Annotated in this window: 18 protein-coding genes; 4 read left to right on the top strand and 14 right to left on the bottom strand. The window is 49.1% G+C overall.

Going from position 1 to position 19,126, the window contains the following annotated elements; translation table 11 throughout:
• Nucleotides 1-50 precede the first annotated feature (50 nt).
• The 12 genes from HV832_RS02045 to mltG all read right to left on the bottom strand — a co-directional run bounded on the left by HV832_RS02045 (nt 51) and on the right by mltG (nt 11,802).
• Nucleotides 51-758 carry an ABC transporter ATP-binding protein gene (locus HV832_RS02045; RefSeq protein ID WP_176801866.1) on the bottom strand — a complete coding sequence of 236 codons (708 nt, stop codon included), beginning with the start codon at nt 756-758 and terminating at the stop codon, nt 51-53.
• On the bottom strand, nt 755-1,522 hold the full coding sequence (locus tag HV832_RS02050; RefSeq protein WP_176801867.1) for an ABC transporter ATP-binding protein: 768 nt from the start codon (nt 1,520-1,522) through the stop codon (nt 755-757). The genes HV832_RS02045 and HV832_RS02050 overlap by 4 nt, the downstream gene beginning before the upstream one ends.
• On the bottom strand, nt 1,519-2,805 hold the full coding sequence (locus HV832_RS02055) for a branched-chain amino acid ABC transporter permease (RefSeq protein ID WP_176801868.1): 1,287 nt from the start codon (nt 2,803-2,805) through the stop codon (nt 1,519-1,521). Before HV832_RS02055 ends, HV832_RS02050 begins: the two co-directional genes overlap by 4 nt.
• Before the next feature lie 3 nt (nt 2,806-2,808).
• Nucleotides 2,809-3,756 (bottom strand): branched-chain amino acid ABC transporter permease, encoded by a 948-nt coding sequence (locus tag HV832_RS02060; protein WP_176801869.1) that lies wholly within the window; start codon nt 3,754-3,756, stop codon nt 2,809-2,811.
• A gap of 96 nt (nt 3,757-3,852) precedes the next feature.
• Nucleotides 3,853-5,112: a branched-chain amino acid ABC transporter substrate-binding protein gene (locus HV832_RS02065; RefSeq protein WP_176801870.1), complete on the bottom strand. Its 1,260-nt coding sequence runs from the start codon at nt 5,110-5,112 to the stop codon at nt 3,853-3,855.
• Between the two features lie 98 nt (nt 5,113-5,210).
• Complete coding sequence (locus HV832_RS02070; protein ID WP_176801871.1) at nt 5,211-6,869, bottom strand: 3-(methylthio)propionyl-CoA ligase; 1,659 nt, start codon at nt 6,867-6,869, stop codon at nt 5,211-5,213.
• Between the two features lie 323 nt (nt 6,870-7,192).
• A complete protein-coding gene (locus HV832_RS02075; RefSeq protein ID WP_176801872.1) occupies nt 7,193-8,113 on the bottom strand; it encodes a 23S rRNA (adenine(2030)-N(6))-methyltransferase RlmJ in 921 nt (306 codons plus the stop codon).
• A 79-nt stretch (nt 8,114-8,192) separates the two neighbouring features.
• On the bottom strand, nt 8,193-8,696 hold the full coding sequence (locus HV832_RS02080) for a GNAT family N-acetyltransferase (protein ID WP_176801873.1): 504 nt from the start codon (nt 8,694-8,696) through the stop codon (nt 8,193-8,195).
• Nucleotides 8,697-8,699: 3 nt separating this feature from the next.
• The gene (locus tag HV832_RS02085; RefSeq protein WP_223827109.1) at nt 8,700-9,086 is read right to left on the bottom strand and encodes a PilZ domain-containing protein; all 387 of its coding nucleotides are present in this window, start codon (nt 9,084-9,086) and stop codon (nt 8,700-8,702) included.
• 12 nt (nt 9,087-9,098) lie between these two features.
• The gene (holB, locus tag HV832_RS02090) at nt 9,099-10,148 is read right to left on the bottom strand and encodes a DNA polymerase III subunit delta' (protein ID WP_176801874.1); all 1,050 of its coding nucleotides are present in this window, start codon (nt 10,146-10,148) and stop codon (nt 9,099-9,101) included.
• On the bottom strand, nt 10,145-10,795 hold the full coding sequence (tmk, locus tag HV832_RS02095; RefSeq protein WP_176801875.1) for a dTMP kinase: 651 nt from the start codon (nt 10,793-10,795) through the stop codon (nt 10,145-10,147). The genes holB and tmk overlap by 4 nt, the downstream gene beginning before the upstream one ends.
• A 20-nt stretch (nt 10,796-10,815) precedes the next feature.
• On the bottom strand, nt 10,816-11,802 hold the full coding sequence (gene mltG / locus HV832_RS02100; RefSeq protein WP_176801876.1) for an endolytic transglycosylase MltG: 987 nt from the start codon (nt 11,800-11,802) through the stop codon (nt 10,816-10,818).
• A 249-nt stretch (nt 11,803-12,051) separates the two neighbouring features.
• Between mltG and ygfZ the strand changes: the two genes are divergently transcribed.
• From ygfZ to HV832_RS02115, 3 genes are all read left to right on the top strand, one after another.
• The gene (gene ygfZ / locus HV832_RS02105) at nt 12,052-13,089 is read left to right on the top strand and encodes a CAF17-like 4Fe-4S cluster assembly/insertion protein YgfZ (protein ID WP_176801877.1); all 1,038 of its coding nucleotides are present in this window, start codon (nt 12,052-12,054) and stop codon (nt 13,087-13,089) included.
• 113 nt (nt 13,090-13,202) lie between these two features.
• Nucleotides 13,203-13,493 (top strand): DUF4936 family protein, encoded by a 291-nt coding sequence (locus HV832_RS02110; protein ID WP_176801878.1) that lies wholly within the window; start codon nt 13,203-13,205, stop codon nt 13,491-13,493.
• Nucleotides 13,484-14,230: an NRDE family protein gene (locus tag HV832_RS02115; protein ID WP_176801879.1), complete on the top strand. Its 747-nt coding sequence runs from the start codon at nt 13,484-13,486 to the stop codon at nt 14,228-14,230. Before HV832_RS02110 ends, HV832_RS02115 begins: the two co-directional genes overlap by 10 nt.
• A gap of 179 nt (nt 14,231-14,409) precedes the next feature.
• Here HV832_RS02115 and HV832_RS02120 read toward each other — a convergent pair whose 3' ends face one another.
• A complete protein-coding gene (locus tag HV832_RS02120) occupies nt 14,410-15,720 on the bottom strand; it encodes a homoserine dehydrogenase (protein WP_176801880.1) in 1,311 nt (436 codons plus the stop codon).
• A gap of 22 nt (nt 15,721-15,742) precedes the next feature.
• Entirely contained in the window at nt 15,743-16,972 is a 1,230-nt protein-coding gene (locus HV832_RS02125) for a pyridoxal phosphate-dependent aminotransferase (RefSeq protein ID WP_176801881.1), read from the bottom strand.
• Nucleotides 16,973-17,313: 341 nt separating this feature from the next.
• Here HV832_RS02125 and HV832_RS02130 point away from each other — a divergent pair, with 341 nt between their 5' ends.
• Nucleotides 17,314-19,065: a methyl-accepting chemotaxis protein gene (locus tag HV832_RS02130; RefSeq protein ID WP_176801882.1), complete on the top strand. Its 1,752-nt coding sequence runs from the start codon at nt 17,314-17,316 to the stop codon at nt 19,063-19,065.
• Nucleotides 19,066-19,126 lie beyond the last annotated feature (61 nt).

A 19,126-nucleotide genomic window follows, 5' to 3' on the forward strand; every position in this document is an offset into this window, starting at 1 on the left:
GTACGATCGTGTTATTTTTTTGAATTTTCTTGAAAAACCCCACAACCGCTCTAAACCTCCAGCCATTCCTGTCGGATTTTTTCGTTGGCGCGCAAATCGTCCGGCGTACCTTCAAATACGATACTTCCATGTCCCATCACATAGACGCGCTGAGAAATTTCAAGTGCAATCGCCAGTTTCTGCTCTACGAGCAAAACCGAAACACCCCGGTTTTTCAGCTCTTTCAGATACTCGCCAACCAGCTCGACAATTTTTGGTGCAAGCCCTTCAGTCGGCTCGTCAATCATGATCAGATCAGGATCCCCCATCAGCGTCCTGCACAGCGTCAGCATTTGCTGTTCGCCTCCGGACATCACTCCTGCCGGAGTATTCCGCCGCTCTTTCAGTCTCGGAAACATCTGATACATATCCTCCATACTCCAGCGTGGCGTTCTGTTCTGACCTGACTTTTCTCCGAGAATCAGATTTTGTTCCACAGTCAACGTGGGGAAAATATCCCTGTTTTCAGGTACATAACCCAGTCCTTTATGGGCGATCTGAAACGCCTTCAGGCCGATCATTTGCTCGCCTTTGAATAAGACAGAGCCTGTTGCATGTACTTGCCCCATTGTTGCCTTGACCGTGGTGGAGCGACCGACACCATTGCGTCCGAGCAGACTGACTATCTCACTCTGATTGACGTGCAAATCGACACCGTGCAGCACGTGGCTCTTGCCGTAAAAAGCATTTAAATCTTTAATCTCGAGTAATGCGGTCATGCGTTCACCTCCACCGGCGCATGGCCGCCCAGATAAGCGTCTTTCACTTTTTGATTGTTCCGTATGTTTTGTGGCGTGTCGCAAGCAATGACCTCTCCATACACGACCACAGCAATTTTATCGGCGAGCCCAAAAACCACACTCATATCATGCTCTACCATCAGTAAGGTTTTTCCCACAGTCACTTTGCGGATCAGTTCAACGGCCGCATCGGATTCCGACCTGCTCATACCGGCGGTCGGTTCATCCAGCAAAATCACATCTGCACCGCCAGCGATCGTGATGCCAATTTCCAATGCCCGTTGTTCCGCATAAGTCAGCAGCCCTGCTATAACATCCCGGCGACGTTTCAACCCGATTTGCTCCAATACTGCTTCTGCGCGTTCGTGCGCATCCTTTAGCCCATTGAGTCTTTGCCAGAAGGAATATTTATATCCGAGAGACCAGAGTACGGCACAACGCAGATTTTCATAGACGCTGAGGCGGTGGAAAATATTCGTAATCTGAAAGCTGCGCGATAATCCACGACGATTAATTACATAGGGAGGAAGATTTCTGATACTTGCGCCATTCAGCAGGATATCGCCGGAACTGATGCCGAATCTTCCCGAGATCAGATTGAACAAAGTGGATTTTCCAGCGCCGTTCGGACCAATGATCGCAAAGCGCTCGCCTTTCGGAACTTGCAGATTGGCGCCGCGAATAATTTCAGCACTGCCAAAATTTTTTCGCACGTCTTTTAACTCGAGAGAAAAGTCACTCATACCTGCGCCCTCCGCATTGCTTCCTCAATTTCCGTATTGACTTCACCGGATACTTTTTGAAATGGTGCTTTAAACCGGATGAAACCAATCGCTCCAACCAAAATACACAAAAGGGCAATACCCCACGATGCCGGCGCAGCTGAATTTACCTGAAAGCCAAACAAGGCAATCACCGGGTTCTGCATTGATTCGAGAGAGAGTTGGTACAACATTTCTATCGACATAATCAATCCCGCCAGAGCAATCAACGTCGACAGCAACAATTTCCAGAGTGTTGGCCAGACACGACCAAATTTAGAAAATTTAACCAACCGCACATTCAACATCAGGATACTGGCAATACCGCCCGGCGCATACATGACGATCAGGATGAAAAAGATTCCCAGATAAAGTTGCCAGGCCTTCGTAAAATCGGACAGCATCACGGTCAGGAAAACACCGAGCACCGCACCGATCAGTGGGCCAAAAAAGAACCCGACTCCACCGATAAAGGTGAATAGTAATACGGCTCCTGAACGAATTGCACTGACATTTTCGGCGGTCACAATCTCAAAGTTAATCGCCGATAATCCGCCGGAAATACCGGCAAAAAACGCAGACAGAATCAACGTCAGATAACGTACCCATTGCGTGTCATAACCGACAAATTCAGCACGTTCCGGATTGTCGCGTACCGCATTAATCATGCGACCCAACGGAGTCTGGGTAAACGCAAACATGGCAACCGCACTGATAAAAAGCCAGAATGCGATCAGGTAATAAACCTGAATCTGCGGACCATAGGTAATGCCAATGACAGCGTTCCCGATCACGCGATTGGTCGATATGCCCCCCTCCCCTCCGAAAAATTTCGGAAACATCAGTGAGCAGGCAAACACCAGTTCCACCATCCCCAACGTAATCATTGAGAAGGTTGTACCTGACTTTTTGGTAGTGACATAACCAAACAGAATGCCAAAACCCATACCTGCGATTCCGCCAATCAGCGGAATCAGCGTTACAGGAATCGGAAGACTACCATCTGCTGCCAGATTCATCGCATGAATTGCAAAAAAGGCTCCCAGACCTGAATAGACCGCATGACCGAAAGACAGCATCCCCCCTTGTCCGAGCAGCATATTGAACGATAGTCCGAATATCATCAGCGTACCCATTTGCGACAACAGAGATAGCGCTGCACCTTCATGAAAAATAACCGGAGCCAGGACCAACACCAGAGCAAAGCTGCTCCAGACTAACCAGCGGCCAAGATAAAGAGGTTTATAGTGAAGCGTATTATTCATTGTTTAGCCCTCACGTGTTCCGAGTAAACCACGAGGTCTGAAAATCAGGATCAGAACCAGTAGCAAATATGGCATGACTGGCGCAATTTGCGCGATGGTCAGCGTCAAGAGTGCGTATAGCGGTGACGTGGCACTGACCAGCACCCCGAATTTCGACAGCAGGCTGGCAAACGAATAATCCAGCGCAACCGCAAATGTCTGTAAAACACCGATCAAAAGCGAAGCGACGAAAGCACCGGCCAGAGACCCCATTCCTCCGACAACGACGACGACAAAAATAATGCTGCCTAATGTTGCTGCCATACCCGGCTCAGTAACAAACGCGTTTCCCCCGACGACACCAGCCAGACCCGCGAGAGCGCAGCCGCCGCCAAACACCAGCATGAAGACCCTCGGGACATTGTGCCCCAGCGCTTCTACGGCATCCGGATGCGTGAGTGCAGCCTGAATCACCAATCCAATACGCGTGCGGGTCAATACCAGATAAATTGACAGGAGCATGATCAATGCCACCAGCATCATGAATCCCCGGTAAATCGGAAAGGTCGTTGTATAGAGTGTGAACAGCGGCCCATCCAGCGAGGCAGGTATGGCATAAGGTACGCCGGCGCGCCCCCAGATCAGTTGAACCACTTCCACAATCACATATGACAACCCGAATGTGAAAAGCAGTTCTGGAATATGTCCGTATTTATGCACCGAACGCAGACCATATCGCTCGACCAGTGCGCCCAGTATGCCAACCAGCAGCGGCGCCAGGAAAAGAGCTGCCCAGAAACCTAAAACACTGCTCAGCATATAGGCGAAATAAGCACCCAGCATATAAAAACTGGCATGAGCAAAATTGAGTACGCCCATCATGCTAAAAATCAAGGTAAGTCCCGATGACAGCATAAACAGCAGCAACCCGTAGCTGACGCCATTCAACAGGGTAATGAGGGTAAATTCCACAGCGTGATCCTTTTCAGCGTTTTCCTATGAACGACCGTACTATTTTCAGGCAAAAAAAGAGAGTCAGTGCGGATTGACTCTCTTCTGGAATGCCGATTAACCAGGGCGTTTCATCTGACATGAAGATGGCTGAGAAGCGACAAACGCATCAATTTTTTGATTTGTTTTCCAGCCCAGACCTGTATTTTCCTGATCGTATTTCACATCTTTGCCATTCACCTTGACCCAGGTTGCAATATATAAAGGTTGCTGCAACTGGTGATCAAGTTTACGCATGACGACCTCACCGTTCAGACTCTTGAAGGTGGCGCCTTCAAGTACCGGTGCCACTTTCACTGGGTCTGTAGATTGCGCTTTTTTGACTGCCTGTGACATGGCAGTAATGATGGAGTAAGTCGCCATCGAATAATAATCGTCTTTATATTTGGCTTTAAATCCTTCGACGATATCTTTTCCGGTAAAGGCTTCGTTATTAACATTCCAATAACCGACATACTTTACGTGATCCATACCAGCCGCCCCCATTGCCGTAGGAACACCGGTTGTCGAACCATAGTAAGTGTAGAAATTGGCTTTCAGATCGGCATCTTTGGCTGCCTTAATTAATAAAGCAAGGTCTGCGCCCCAATTGCCGGTGATGACCGTATCCGCTCCGGAAGATTTGATTTTCGCAATGTATGGGGAGAAATCTTTAACCTGCCCGATAGGATGCAAATCATCGCCCACGATCTGGATATCAGGACGTTTGCGTGCCAGATATTCTTTAGCCGCGCGGGTTACCTGATGGCCAAAGGAATAATTCTGACCAATGATGTAGACCTTCTTGATATTCTTATCTGCTGCCATGTAGGTGGTCAGCGCTTCCATTTTCATATCCGAATTGGAGTCAAACCGGAAATGCCAGTAGCTGCATTTGCTGTTGGTCATATCAGGATCTACGGCAGCGTGATTCAGATAAATAATTTCTTTACCGGGGTTGCGCTCATTGTGTTTATTTACCGCATCCAACAATGCCAAGCCGACGCCGGACCCATTCCCTTGGGTGATGTAACGGAATCCTTTATCAATCACGGTTTTCAATACATTCAGCGATTCCTGCGGACTGCCCTTATTGTCGAACCCCACAACTTCAAATGTATTATTGCCTGCCCACTTTTCATTATTTGCTTTTTCGGCAATATATTGAAATGAATTCAGAATATTTTGCCCAACCGGGGCGAATGGCCCAGACAACGGGTCAATATAAGCAATTTTGATCGTATCCGCCATGGATACCTGAGCTGTCAACGCGAATGGAATGGCGGATAATGCGGCTGCGACGAAAGATGCACGTAGTGGGGATGATTGAAATTTCATTTGTCTCTCTCCATTTTTTGAGTTGGAAATTATGTACCCTGCGAACTTGTCTGGCATTGACCGTCTAATGCGGTCTTCATCATGATCTTGCTGAATTTTTAGCGCTGGGCTGTTGGCAGTTTGTGCTCCTTAAATTGTTCTCTGAGTTTGTTTTTTAAAATTTTACCTGTCGCCCCTAATGGTAAAGCGTCGATAAACACTACATCATCGGGCAGCCACCACTTAGCTACTTTACCTTCAAAAAAATGTAAAAGCTCTTCTTTTGTGACTTCTGCGCCCTGTTTTTTGACAATCAATAACAACGGGCGCTCATCCCATTTCGGATGGTAAATGCCGATACACGCCGCCTGCAGCACGGCTGGATGCGATACCGCGACATTCTCCAGATCAATCGTGCCGATCCATTCACCGCCTGACTTAATCACGTCTTTGCTACGATCAGTGATCTGCATATAGCCATCAGCATCTATCGTCGCTACATCCCCGGTTGGGAACCAACCGTCTTCCAGTACATCGCCACCCTCATCTTTAAAGTAGGAGTTAATGATCCACGGTCCTTTGACCAATAAATTCCCATAGGTGGTGCCATCCCAAGGCAATTCTTTGCCGGCATCATCTACAATTTTCATGTCAACACCGTATAGCACATGGCCTTGCTTGGTCAGGATTTTTTCCCGATCTTCTTCACTTAACGCACTGTGCCGAGATAACAATGTACAGGCCGTGCCCAGCGGCGACATTTCGGTCATTCCCCAGGCATGCACAACCTCGACGTTATAGTTATGACGGAAGTTGCGCATCATTGCTGGCGGGCAGGCAGAACCGCCAATCACCGTGCGTTTGAAACTGGAAAACTTCAGATTGTTCTGTCCTACATAGGTCAGCAGACCGAGCCAGACGGTTGGGACTCCGGCTGAAAAAGTTACCTGTTCCTGTTCAAATAATTCGTACAAGGATTTGCCATCCAGATGAGGGCCGGGGAAAACCAGCTTTGCGCCAGTCAGTGGTGCGGAATACGGTAATCCCCAGGCATTCACATGGAACATGGGCACCACCGGAAGCACTGAATCACGGGCAGAAACATTTAATCCGTCCGGCATAGCCGAAGCATAAGAATGAAGAATCGTAGATCGATGGGAGTACAGGGCGCCTTTCGGATGTCCGGTCGTTCCGGATGTGTAGCACAGGCTGGAGGCGGAATTTTCATCGAATTCAGGCCAGATAAACTGATCGGAATTATCCTCAATCAGATCTTCATAGCATAGCAGATTCGGAATGCCGGAATCAGCAGGAAAATGATCGCGGCCGCACATCATGATGAATGCTTTGACGGTCGGACAATGTGTTGCGATCGCCTGGATAATTGGCAGGAAAGTGATATCGAACAGCAGGTACTGGTCTTCTGCGTGATTGACGATATAGCTGATTTGCTCGGGATGTAACCTGGGGTTGATGGTGTGCAGAACCGCCCCGGAACCCGATACGGCGTAATAAGCTTCCAGATGACGATAACCGTTCCATGCCAGCGTTGCAATCCGGTCACCGATCTGAATACCAAAACCAGCAAATGCATTGGCCAGTTTTTTGGCGCGCCGGTGGCACTCGGTGTAGTTGTAGCGGTGAATATCGCCCTCAACACGTCGCGAAACAATTTCATTTTTTCCGAAATAACGATCCGCATGCTGAATAATGCTGGAGATCAGCAAAGGCTTATGCATCATTTGGCCCATTAACGGACTCATCGGGTAAGCTGACATTTGTTCTCCTGAAATTAACTGCCTGGTGGTTTATTTGTTTTTTTCAGAGTTTGCTGAATTTTATTCTTGAACGATTTTTGTACGACCGTACTAATCCGTCAATCACTATTTCTAATGCGATGCAGCATAATGTGTTCGAAAATGTGATTTTTACTCCATATATGTAGAATGATCGAGAAAAAAAATATTATTGCAATGCGCAAAAATGACGCTATAGATGAAGCAACAGCAAGCGAAAAAAACGGAAACCGACAGCGCGATTACTGCCCGATTTCCGTTATTGAAGAATTGAAGAATAACCGACTATAAGAAAGGCTCCGGGATTAAGTCCTTAGCGGCCGACTTCCTCCGGAGGAAACCGGTATTCCGGTTTCCAGCTCAAAATGCGCACCCTTGTCCCTGCCCAGCGTGGCGACCAGATAAGGCATGACTTCTTTCAGTGTCGCAGCCAGTGTCCAGGGAGGATTCAGGATGAACATGCCGCTGCTGTGCAAACCGAATCCGTCTGGTGACGGTCCGCTGATTGATAAGGTGACATTCAGCCAGTCTTTACAGTCAATGCGTTTCAACTTTTCCGGCAGTTGGCGTGATTCGGGGCGTTGCAATACCGGATACCAGATTGCATAGGTTCCTGTAGAAAAACGTTTGACTGCGTCTTCCAGCGCCACCCTGACACGGCGATAATCATCTTTCACCTCGAATGGTGGATCGATCAGTACGATGCCACGACGTGAAGGTGGCGGCAATAAGGCCTTCAGGCTTTCAAAACCGTCAGCATCAGAAATGATGATGCGTTTTCCCCTTACCGCCGGTCGGTGCCCCTGTTCAGCCGCATGGGCATCCATTTTCCGGAAATTTTCACTCAATACTTTAATTTCACTGGGATGCAATTCAAACAGACGTAAACGATCCTGCTCACGCATGATTTTGCTGGCGCAGTATGGCGAACCAGGGTAATAGCGCATCTTTCCACTGGGATTAAGCTCTTTGACCAGCGCCATATAATCAGCCAGAGCTGGTGGCAAGTCTTTCTTTTCCCAGAGCGGCCCAATCCCGGTTTCAAATTCGGCGTTTTTGGTGGCATAACCGCTGTCAAGGGCATACAAACCGGCACCGGCATGCGTATCAATGTAGGTGTAGGCGGTATCCTTCTGGTTCAGGTACTGGAGCAGTTGAACCAGGACAAAATGTTTTAATACATCGGCGTGATTGCCCGCGTGAAAACCGTGACGGTAACTCAGCATAATGAAATTCCTAAAAAATGAAAGGCAACCTGTTTAAGCAGGTTGCCATGTAGATCTGATACCGGACTGTTTGCAGGATTCAGGCGACGCGTTTGCCGAGAATAATCAGATCGCGCTCTATATCGTCCAGCGTTGCAACTCTGGGCAGATTGGCCCAGGTTTCAAAACCGAAATGCTCGAATAATTTCAGGCTTGGCACATTGTGCCCAAAAATAAAGCCCAACAATGTATGCACCTGAATTGCCGGCGCATGTACCATTGCCAGCCTCAGAAACTGCTTGCCCAATCCCTTGCCTCGGGCATTTTCATGCAGATAAATCGACAACTCGGCTGTTCCTGCATATGCCGGACGTCCGTAAAAATTGGAAAAGGAAAGCCAGCCAGTGATTTCACCATCCTGTTCGCTGACCCATAAAGGACGACGATCAGGCCTGTGTTCGTGAAACCAGGAATGACGTGATTCAACACTGACCGGTTCAGTATCAGCGGTGACCTGGCGTGACGCAATGGTCGAATTGTAAATGGCCACAATCTGTGGCAAATCTTCAAAGCGTGCAAACCGGTATGAAAAATTTTCTGACATAAATTAAATAGTGTGAGTTGCCCGGTTAGAGCGGATGGCAGCCCCCAGCGCTTCCTCAATCCGTAAGCGGATACGAGTGCCGCTTTCATCATCGGGAAAATGAACCCCGATACCCTGGGATTTGTTATTGCCGGCCCCCGGAGGCGTAATCCATGCGACTTTCCCGGCAACAGGATATTTGGCGGGATCATCCAGCAATGTCAGGATCAGATAAATTTCCTCTCCAAGACGATAATTTTTATTCGTAGGAACAAAAATTCCGCCATTTCGTAAGAATGGCATGTACGCCGCAAATAAAGATGCTTTTTCTTTAATCGCCAGCGACAGGACTGAAGGACGATTGGGTACGGCAGGAATACCGGATTCAGTTGATAAATCTGACATAGTCATGCTTTCGCTGGTTCAGGCGAAGACGGCAGCATACTCAAGCAACATATCTTCTAAGAATAATTTTGGCGATAAAGGATGGCTCGCGATTGCCTGGCGTTCATTCATATTTTTCAGCAAATTCAGCAAGATATCTGTTCCGATGCGTGCGGCCAGACTCTTTATCTCTTTTTCGTAGCGGGGATAATACCGGATTCTCTGACTTTGTTTATAAGAGAATATATCGTATAACCAGCGCTGCATCCAGCCAATTAAGACAGACATTTCCATTTTCTGCATTTTGTCAGCCAGTTTCAGACTGCCATCGACTCCTGGCATGCTGAGGTGCCGGAGGAAATCCTCCAGATCAGCATGTGTATCTGATTGAGCCATCATCAATGCTGCTAATGGTGCTCCGCCTTGTTGTGCCAGCCAGGTTTCTGCATCGCGGATGCCATGTTTTTTCAGCCAATCCAGAGCAATCCGGTATTCCGGCATTCCGAGTGGGAATTTATGGCACCGCGACAGGATAGTCGGCAACAACCGGTCCAGACTGTCAGACACGAGAATAAAAACCGTATCCGCGGCAGGCTCCTCCAGCGACTTCAACAAGGCATTGGCTGCAGGAATATTCAGGGCTTCTGCCGGATATAACACAATGACTCTTTTGCCTTGCCGGTGTGTTGAAATATTCATGAAGTCAGACAAGGCACGGATCTGCTGAATCACGATTTCTTTCGATGGTGCCTTACTCGCTTTCGATGATTTTCCAGTACCTGCAATTACGTCAGGGGCATTGCCGTCTGCTTCTGTGGTGGCATTTTCTTCATCCATCAGTTCGGGTCTGACGCGACGATAGTCAGGGTGACTGTACTGGATAAACCATCCGCATGAAGCGCATTGCTGACAAGCGTGACCATGCGCATCCGGCTGCTCGCATAACAGTGACTGCGCCATGTGTTCTGCAAACACTGTTTTTCCGATGCCGCGCGGACCGTGGATCAGGAATGCATGTGGCATGCGTGTACGCAGCGCGCGGAATGCCTGCCATGCCTGATCCTGCCAGTCGAACAAAGGATGTATCATTGAGCAGATACTCCGCCGTTACCGAGTAAGGTATCAATCAGCACATCAATCTGCACGCGTATTTCGTCTATAGAACGGGTGGAGTCAATGATGCGGAAACGTTGTGGAAATTCAGCGGCGCGACGCAGGTATTCGTTACGGGTATCTGCAAAAAAAGTTGCTTTTTCCTGTTCGAATTTATCGAGATCACGAGTTGCATTCAGCCGGGCTCGCGCAACTTCCAACGGTACGTCGAATAGCAGCGTGAGATCTGGCTGCAAGTGCGGATGCACCCATTGCTCCAGCACATTCAGCTTTTCCAGCGACAGATGACGTCCTCCGCCCTGATAAGCAAAACTGGCGTCGGTGAAACGGTCTGAAATCACCCAGTCACCTCGCTTTAAGGCAGGCTCAATCACTTGTGCAATATGCTCGCGGCGAACAGCAAACATCAGCAATGCCTCGGTTTCCAGGTGCATCTTTTGTTGCAGTAAAATCTGACGTAAAGTTTCTCCCAGCGGGGTTCCTCCCGGTTCGCGGGAGCAGATTACTTGTTTGTTTTGCGATGCCAGTGCCGCCTGCAAACGGTCTGCAACATAGTGGATATGGGTCGACTTTCCGGCACCGTCGATACCCTCAAAGCTGATTAATTTTCCTGAAAATGTCATTGTGTTCTGATCTGGCCGTTTTAGCGCTGGAATTGATTGACGGCACGGTTATGCGCATCGAGATTGTCAGAAAAATGGCTGGTACCATCCCCCTTTGCAACAAAATACAAGGCATCGCTTTGTGCCGGATTTAAAGCAGCAGACAGGGACGCCTGTCCAGGCAAAGCAATCGGGGTTGGTGGCAAGCCTGCACGGGTATATGTGTTGTAAGGCGTATCTGTCTGAAGGTCGCGTTTGTGAATTTTCCCCTGATACTGCTCGCCCATTCCATAAATTACCGTCGGGTCTGTCTGCAGCAGCATGCCGGCTTTCAGACGATTCACAAATACTGCGGCAATCAGCGGTCGTTCTGATTTCTGGCCGGTTTCCTTTTCAATGATAGATGCCATAATCAGTGCTTCATACGGATTCTTATACGGGAGGTGTTCAGCGCGACCGCTCCAGCTATCCTGCAGACGCTTCAGTTGCACAGCATGCGCTTGCTGATAGATCAGCAGATCGCTGCTGCCTTTAGGGAACAGATACGTATCAGGGAAAAACAGGCCTTCGGGATTGCTGTAATCTGAGCCGATTTTTTTCATCAGCGCTGCATTACTGAGATTCTGGCTGTCGTGTTTCAACGCGGGTTGTGCATCAATTGCCTTGCGCATCTGGGAAAAATTCCACCCTTCGATGATAACTACCGATCCCATCGAGAATTCGCCATTGACTATTTTATCCAGCAACTGCAGGGGTGTTTTCCCCTGCTCCAGTGCGTAGGAACCTGCCTTAATTTGATTGGCTTTACCGGACAGACGGGCCAATAATTCCATGAGTAAAGGCTGCACCGGAAGTCCGGCATCATGCATCTGTCTCGTGGCGCTTCTGACGCTGCTGCCAGGGCGAATGGTAAATTCAACCGGAGTCTCCCCGACTTCAATCACCTGCCCGGTCCAGAATTGAAACCCTGCGCTGGCAGCAACTGCTGCAAAAACCAGCAGGATGAATAACAATCGGATGAGTCTCATAATGCAACAAATAAAAAATCAGTCAATAATGCGAGCGTCACATCGGCCGAAAAAGACGTAGTGTAGCGCAAGTCGCTCCGTTCCTGACATGCCATGTTGGGCAGAAAACCTGTTCCACACCAGAATCTTCAGAGACTACTATAATTCTCAGCCATTCAGAAGCCATTCCAAAGGACGCATATCCGGCGTGGAATGAAATACGCTTCCCATGATCATCCGGATTAACTGAACCAACAGAAAGTCAGAATTATGTGGCAACAATTTGCAGAGCAACAGAAACTTACGGTCATCCACCATAAACTCAGTGGCTACCACTCAGCCTGGAACAACGTTGCCTGGAAAAACGGTTACCTCACACTATTGCCGGATACCGGGCTGGCGCTTGCGGATGGTGAGGATGCTGCTCATTTTCTGCACAATCAGCTCAGCAATGACGTTGAAAATCTGAATGCCAGCGAGGTCAGGCGTGCTGCGTACTGCACCCCAAAAGGCCGTATGCTGGCAAGCCTTGAATACTGGAGGGCGGACGCAGGAATTTACCTGATGATGTCCGGTTCGATTCAGACAACGGTACTGAAGCGACTCAGTATGTTTATTTTGCGCGCCAAAGCTAAATTGCATGATGTGACCTCACAATTTGTCGTATTTGGTCTTGGTGGGCAACAGGCTGGAAAGGCGCTCACCACCTGGTTCCCGGAGTTGCCTGCAGCAGCCGGAACCCAGATCAGCAATGCAGCGGGGACGTTAATCCGTTGCAGCGATGTGCGTTCATCTCCCCGCTATCAGTGGGTCTGCCCGCAGGAGCTCGCAGTTCAGGCATGGTCTGTCCTCAGTGAACAGTTGCAGCTGACGAATACGGCAGACTGGAATCTGGGTGAAATCGAAGCCGGCATCGCGCATATTCATCTTGCAACACAGGAAAAATTTGTACCGCAAATGATCAATTTTGAACTGATCGGAGGAGTCAATTTCAAAAAAGGTTGCTATCCCGGTCAGGAAATCGTCGCACGCAGCCAGTATCTGGGGAAACTGAAGCGCCGTACTTTTCTGGCATCTATTCCTGCAACGGGAATGGAGGCAGGCATGGATGTCTATCGTGCAGACGATCAGGCACAGCCATGCGGAGTAATCGTGAATGCAGAACCCGTCAACGCTGCCAGCAGTCTGGCGTTGATCGAAATGACCATTGCCGATCAGGAGCATGGCGTCATTCATTGTGGAGCGCCTGACGGACCGGTCGCACAACTACTGTCGTTGCCCTACCCGATCACCGACATTACTGCCTGATGATCAGATATCCGATCCCTGATGGATTTACGGATGTATGTGCTTTGGCGTATCTTTTGCTGTGACTGATCATGGTCATACAGACTGAAAAAGAGCATGTTTTTCTTACTTAAATGATGAATTGTTATATTTATTTTAAAGCAGACTCAAGCCTGGAAGCGGATATCCTGAAAGCAGAAAAGCAACTGCAGCAATTGCTGATGTCGCAGCATCAGATCCGTAGCAGGGTGCAGCGCCGTCCGGCCGCGACAGGTGAGCCGCACACCTGGATGGAGGTTTATCATGACGTCCCTGTCGGTTTTGATAACCTGCTGAATCGGGTGCTTGAGCAAACGCTGTTTGCCGATTTGCAGTACAGTGAAAGGCATATTGAATATTTTCTGGATGTGGATGTATGTGCCTGATTGTTTTTGCCTGGAAGCTGATCCCCGGAACACCTTTGCTGGCGGCCGCTAACCGAGACGAATTTTATGACCGGCCAGCCGCTCCAGCCAGCTGGTGGCCTGAAGCTCCCAGCGTGTATGCCGGACGGGATTTGCAGTCTGGCGGCACCTGGCTCGGTATTCAGGCAGGAGAAAATACTGACGCGCCAGCCAGGAAATTTGCGGCAATCACCAATGTCCGCGCTCCAGCTGACAAGCGTGATGCAGCACCCTCACGTGGTGAGCTGGTTGCAAATTATCTGCAAAGCAATGTATCTGCTCAGGATTACATTGCTGATTTGCGGGATACTGTCGGTGATTACAATGGCTTTAATCTGCTGGTGGGGGATCAGCAGGATTTGATCTGGTTTTCTAACCGACATCAGGATAATCCACTCAATGGCGTCTCGCTTCCGGCCGGAATTTATGGGCTATCGAATGCCGCACTCGATACTTGCTGGCATAAAGTCGTGAAAACCAAGGCGGAATTTGCCAGCCTGCTGTGTCAACTTGCGCCTGAAGACGCTTTTTTTGAAATGCTGGCCAATACGAATCAGGCGCCAGATTGCCGCTTGCCCGATACCGGTGTTTCTTTTGAAATGGAACGGCTGCTGTCATCGCCGTGCATTGTCTCCAGCGATTACGGGACAAGAGTTTCAACGCTGGTCAAAGTACATCAGCATCATGCGGCAGAATTGAAAGAGAAAATATTGCGTTAGTCAATTTCCAAAATTCTCCGGAATGGTAGCTGTTTCTATATTCAGAATGTGTACCCTCAATCTTTCGCCAGTTCTCATCCCCCAAATAGCTAAAATAAAAAACGCGATCAATCAATGATCGCGTTTTTATATTCCTCACTGATCATCCGGCATCGAAATGTCAGATGACAACATGTCGTTCAGTTCAGATCTTCCAGGCGCAATTTGGTGACATCGCCAGATACCGCATTAAGTGCCTCAATTTTTTGGATTGCAGCAACAATATTTTTTTCTTTCGTCTGATGGGTCAGGATGATGATATCCGTCTGGGTTTCGCCCTCACCAGGCTCTTTTTGCAACATCGCATCAATGGAGATCGAGAAATCAGCCAGAATCCGGGTGACATCAGCCAGTACGCCCGGCTTGTCTTCGACATGCATACGCAGATAATAGCTGGTCACGATCTCTGTCATCGGCAGAATCGGCAGGTTGCTGATAGAACCGGGCTGGAAAGCCAGATGTGGCACACGGTGTTCAGGATCCGCTGTCGCCAGCCGTGTAATATCAACCAGATCGGCAATCACGGCAGACGCCGTCGGCTCGGAACCCGCGCCTTTTCCATAATATAGCGTTGCACCTACCGCATCACCTTGCACCAGTACCGCATTCATGGCACCTTCAACGTTCGCGATCAGGCGTTTTTCGGGAATCAGGGTCGGGTGTACGCGCAGCTCAATGCCTTCAGGGGTGCGCTTGGTAATGCCCAGTAATTTGATTCTGTAACCCAACTCTTCTGCATAGCGGATGTCACTGGCTTCCAGGCGGGTAATTCCCTCGACATAGGCTTTGTCGAACTGCATGGGGATACCATAGGCAATCGATGCCATGATCGTCGCTTTATGCGCCGCATCCACACCTTCAATATCAAAGGTCGGATCGGCTTCGGCATAACCCAATTCCTGCGCCTGTTTCAACACAGTACTGAAGTCCAATCCCTTGTCACGCATTTCCGACAAAATGAAATTCGTTGTGCCGTTGATGATGCCGGCGATCCATTGAATCCGGTTAGCAGTCAGACCTTCACGCAGTGCCTTGATAATCGGAATGCCGCCAGCAACAGCCGCTTCAAACGCCACCATCACGCCTTTTTCCTGTGCCGCTTTGAAGATTTCATTTCCATGCGTCGCGAGCAACGCCTTGTTTGCCGTAACGACATGCTTGCCATTAGCAATCGCTTTTAAAACCAATTCCCTGGCAATACCATAACCGCCAATCAGTTCAATCACGATGTCGATGTCCGGATGACTCACCACCAGGTTCGCATCGCTGACGACTTCTACTTCGCCATGCGTCAATTCACGCGCCCGCTCAACATTCAGATCTGCCACCATGGCAATTTCAATAGAGCGGCCCGCACGGCGCGTAATCTCTTCCTGATTGCGCTTTAATACATTGAAAGTGCCGGAACCGACAGTACCTATGCCTAACAGACCTACTTTGATGGGTTTCATATGATTTCTAACAGTAATTGGATTAATTGGTGCCGTGACGTTTTCGGTACGCTTCTAGGAAACGCGAAATCCGTCCGAATGCTTCGGTTAAATCATCCGTATTAGGCAGGAACACCACGCGAAAATGGTCAGGTCTGATCCAGTTAAAACCAGTCCCCTGCACTAACAAAACGCGCTGCTCGGTCAGCAGCTCGTGAATAAATTGCTGATCGTCCGCGATCGGATAAATCTTGGGATCCAGCTTCGGAAACATGTACAGTGCTGCTTTGGGTTTGACGCAAGTTACCCCGGGTATCTCGGTCAGCAGCTGATGGGCCAGATTGCGCTGTTTCAGCAAGCGCCCGCCGGGACCGACCAGATCCTGAATACTCTGATAGCCTCCCAGCGCGGTCTGAATCGCAAACTGTCCCGGCGCATTAGCGCACAGACGCATGGATGCCAGCATATTCAGACCTTCAATATAATCTTTAGCATGCCGCTTTTCACCGGAGACGACCATCCAGCCGGCACGATAACCGCAGGAGCGGTAATTTTTTGACAGACCATTCAGGGTCAGGAACAGTACATCATCCGCCAGCGACGCAATCGAGGTGTGTTCGGCTTCGTCATACAGGGTTTTGTCGTAAATCTCATCGGCAAAGACAATCAACTGATGCTGACGTGCAACCTCAACAATCTGTTGCAACACTTCAACCGGATACAGCGCCCCGGTCGGATTATTTGGATTGATCACGACGATGGCTTTGGTATTCGGCGTGATTTTGCTCTTGATGTCATCAATGTCCGGCATCCAGTCGGCTGTCTCATCGCAAATATAATGCACTGGCTTACCGCCGGACAAACTGACTGCCGCAGTCCACAAAGGATAATCCGGAGCTGGCACCAGCACTTCATCACCGCCGTTGAGCAACGCATTCATTCCCATCACGATCAGCTCGGAAGCGCCATTGCCGATGTACACATCTTCAATCGTCACGCCATGGATATGCTTTTCCTGGGTGTAGTGCATGATTGCCTTGCGCGGCGCGAACATGCCTTTGGAGTCAGTGTACCCGGCCGCGTTCTGCATGTTCCGGATCATGTCCTGGACAATTTCATCAGGCGGATCAAAGTTAAATACAGCCAGGTTGCCGATGTTTAATTTAATGATCTTATGCCCTTCGTCCTCCATCTGTTTAGCCTTTTCCATAACAGGCCCACGGATGTCATAACAGACGTCAGCTAATTTCTGTGATTTGAGTATTGGACGCACCAGCAAATTCCCTTAAACGATCGCCTGAAAACGGTCAGCAAATGAAATACCACCTCTATTTGCTGCACTGCCGAACAAAGTATTTTGCACAAGGAATTGTGTTTAATCAATTCGTTTTCCGTAATTATCGGATTTATGGCGGATTTGTTTGCCGATTCGCACAGTTCGGGGGAATTTTACTTAAGAGAAAAAAAGACTAGTATGGAAAGAAACAAATACAAAAAATAATTTAGCGCAAGCAAATAATTTTCCACATGGAAATATTTCACTATTCAAGCAAATACTTATATGCGAGGATATTAAGTAAAAATTCATCCATAAAATATAAACTAGGGGCAATCATGTCTGCTTTTCTCGCACTCCAGAGGCTCAGCATCAGCCGGCGTCTTGGTATTCTCATCATTGGCGCAGTGATTGGTATTTTTTTGCTGACAGCCACTTTCCTGACTTCAGAAAAAGGGCTGATTCTGCAGGAAAGGCAGAGCAACGTCCGGCAAACCGTAGAAACCACCGAAAAACTGGTTGAGTTTTATTATGGCCAGTTCAAGAGTGGAAAACTGACCGAGGTTGACGCACAACAGGCCGCCAAAGATGCGTTACGGGTATTGCGTTACGGTCAGAAGGAATACTTCTGGATCAATGATATGCAGACTGTGATGGTCATGCATCCGATTAAACCGGAGCTGGAAGGGAAAAATCAATCCGCGACGCAGGATCCGACCGGAAAACATTTATTTTCTGAAATGGTCGACATCGTCAAAAAAGATGGCGAAGGCTATGTCTACTACATGTGGCCCAAGCCTGGAAATGCAGAGCCTGTGCAAAAGGTCTCCTTTGTCAAAGGCTTTGCCCCGTGGGGGTGGGTCATCGGATCCGGCGTTTACATCGACTCAATCAATGCCACATTTTACGAGCGGCTAATGGAAGCAACCGCAGGAGCCGCTATTCTGACGGCATTGCTGGTCGCCGTGTCCCTGTTCATTGTCCGGGGGCTGATACGGCAGCTCGGTGGAGAACCTGATTATGCGGCAACCATGACGCGCCACATTGCCGCAGGCAACCTGACAGAGGACATTGTTTTACGCGACAAAGACAATTCCAGCCTGTTGTTTTCGATCAAAACCATGCGTGACAGCATCGCTCACCTGATCGGAGAGGTGAAAACCAGCACCGATGCCATTTCCGGCGCATCAAAGGAAATCGCCTCCGGCAACATGGATTTATCCAGCCGTACCGAATCCCAGGCCAGCTCACTGGAAGAAACCGCTTCTTCAATGGAGGAGTTGACCAGCACCGTCCAACATAATGCAGACAATACACGGCAAGCCAATCAGCTCGCGGCGTCGGCAACGGATGTGGCAGTCAAAGGCGGCGCCGTGGTATCTGAAGTCATTTCGACCATGACCCTGATTAATGCATCTTCCCAAAAAATTGTCGACATTATCAGCGTCATTGACGGGATTGCATTCCAGACCAATATCCTGGCGCTGAATGCGGCTGTTGAGGCAGCACGCGCCGGGGAGCAGGGGCGCGGATTTGCCGTGGTAGCTTCAGAGGTGCGCAATCTGGCGCAACGCTCTGCGACTGCTGCCAAAGAGATCAAGGTTCTGATTAATGATTCCGTAGAGAGCGTCGATCACGGCAGTAAGCTGGTGGACAAAGCCGGACAGACCATGACCGAGATATCAGACAGCGTACGCCGCGTGACCGATGTAATCGCTGAAATTACTGCGGCAACCACGGAGCAAAGCCATGGCATTGGTCAGATCAATCTGGCCATCACCGAAATGGATAATGTGACCCAGCAAAACGCCGCACTGGTCGAAGAAGCAGCGGCAGCCGCAGCGGCAATGCAAGATCAGACGGAACATTTACTGAAAACAGTCAGTGTATTTAAGCTCAAAGAGAATGACCTGCCGCAGGCTAGAACCTCTGAGAAGAAAACCCTGACCCCGGTACGGACTGCCGCTACGACTGCCGTTCACGGCAAGCGGACCATGCAGGCAGCTCCTAAAAAAGCCTTACCTGTCAAAATCAGGAAAATCGATGCCAAACCTCAACAAAAAACAGAAGACCAATGGGAAGAATTCTGAGATGCGCATCGCAGGCAATCCTTCCTTCAAGGCTCCTGCGGGAGCCTTTTTTATGATCATG

This window comes from Cognatundibacterium oligocarboniphilum (assembly GCF_013377855.1).
Lineage (GTDB): Bacteria > Pseudomonadota > Gammaproteobacteria > Burkholderiales > Burkholderiaceae_D > Undibacterium > Undibacterium oligocarboniphilum.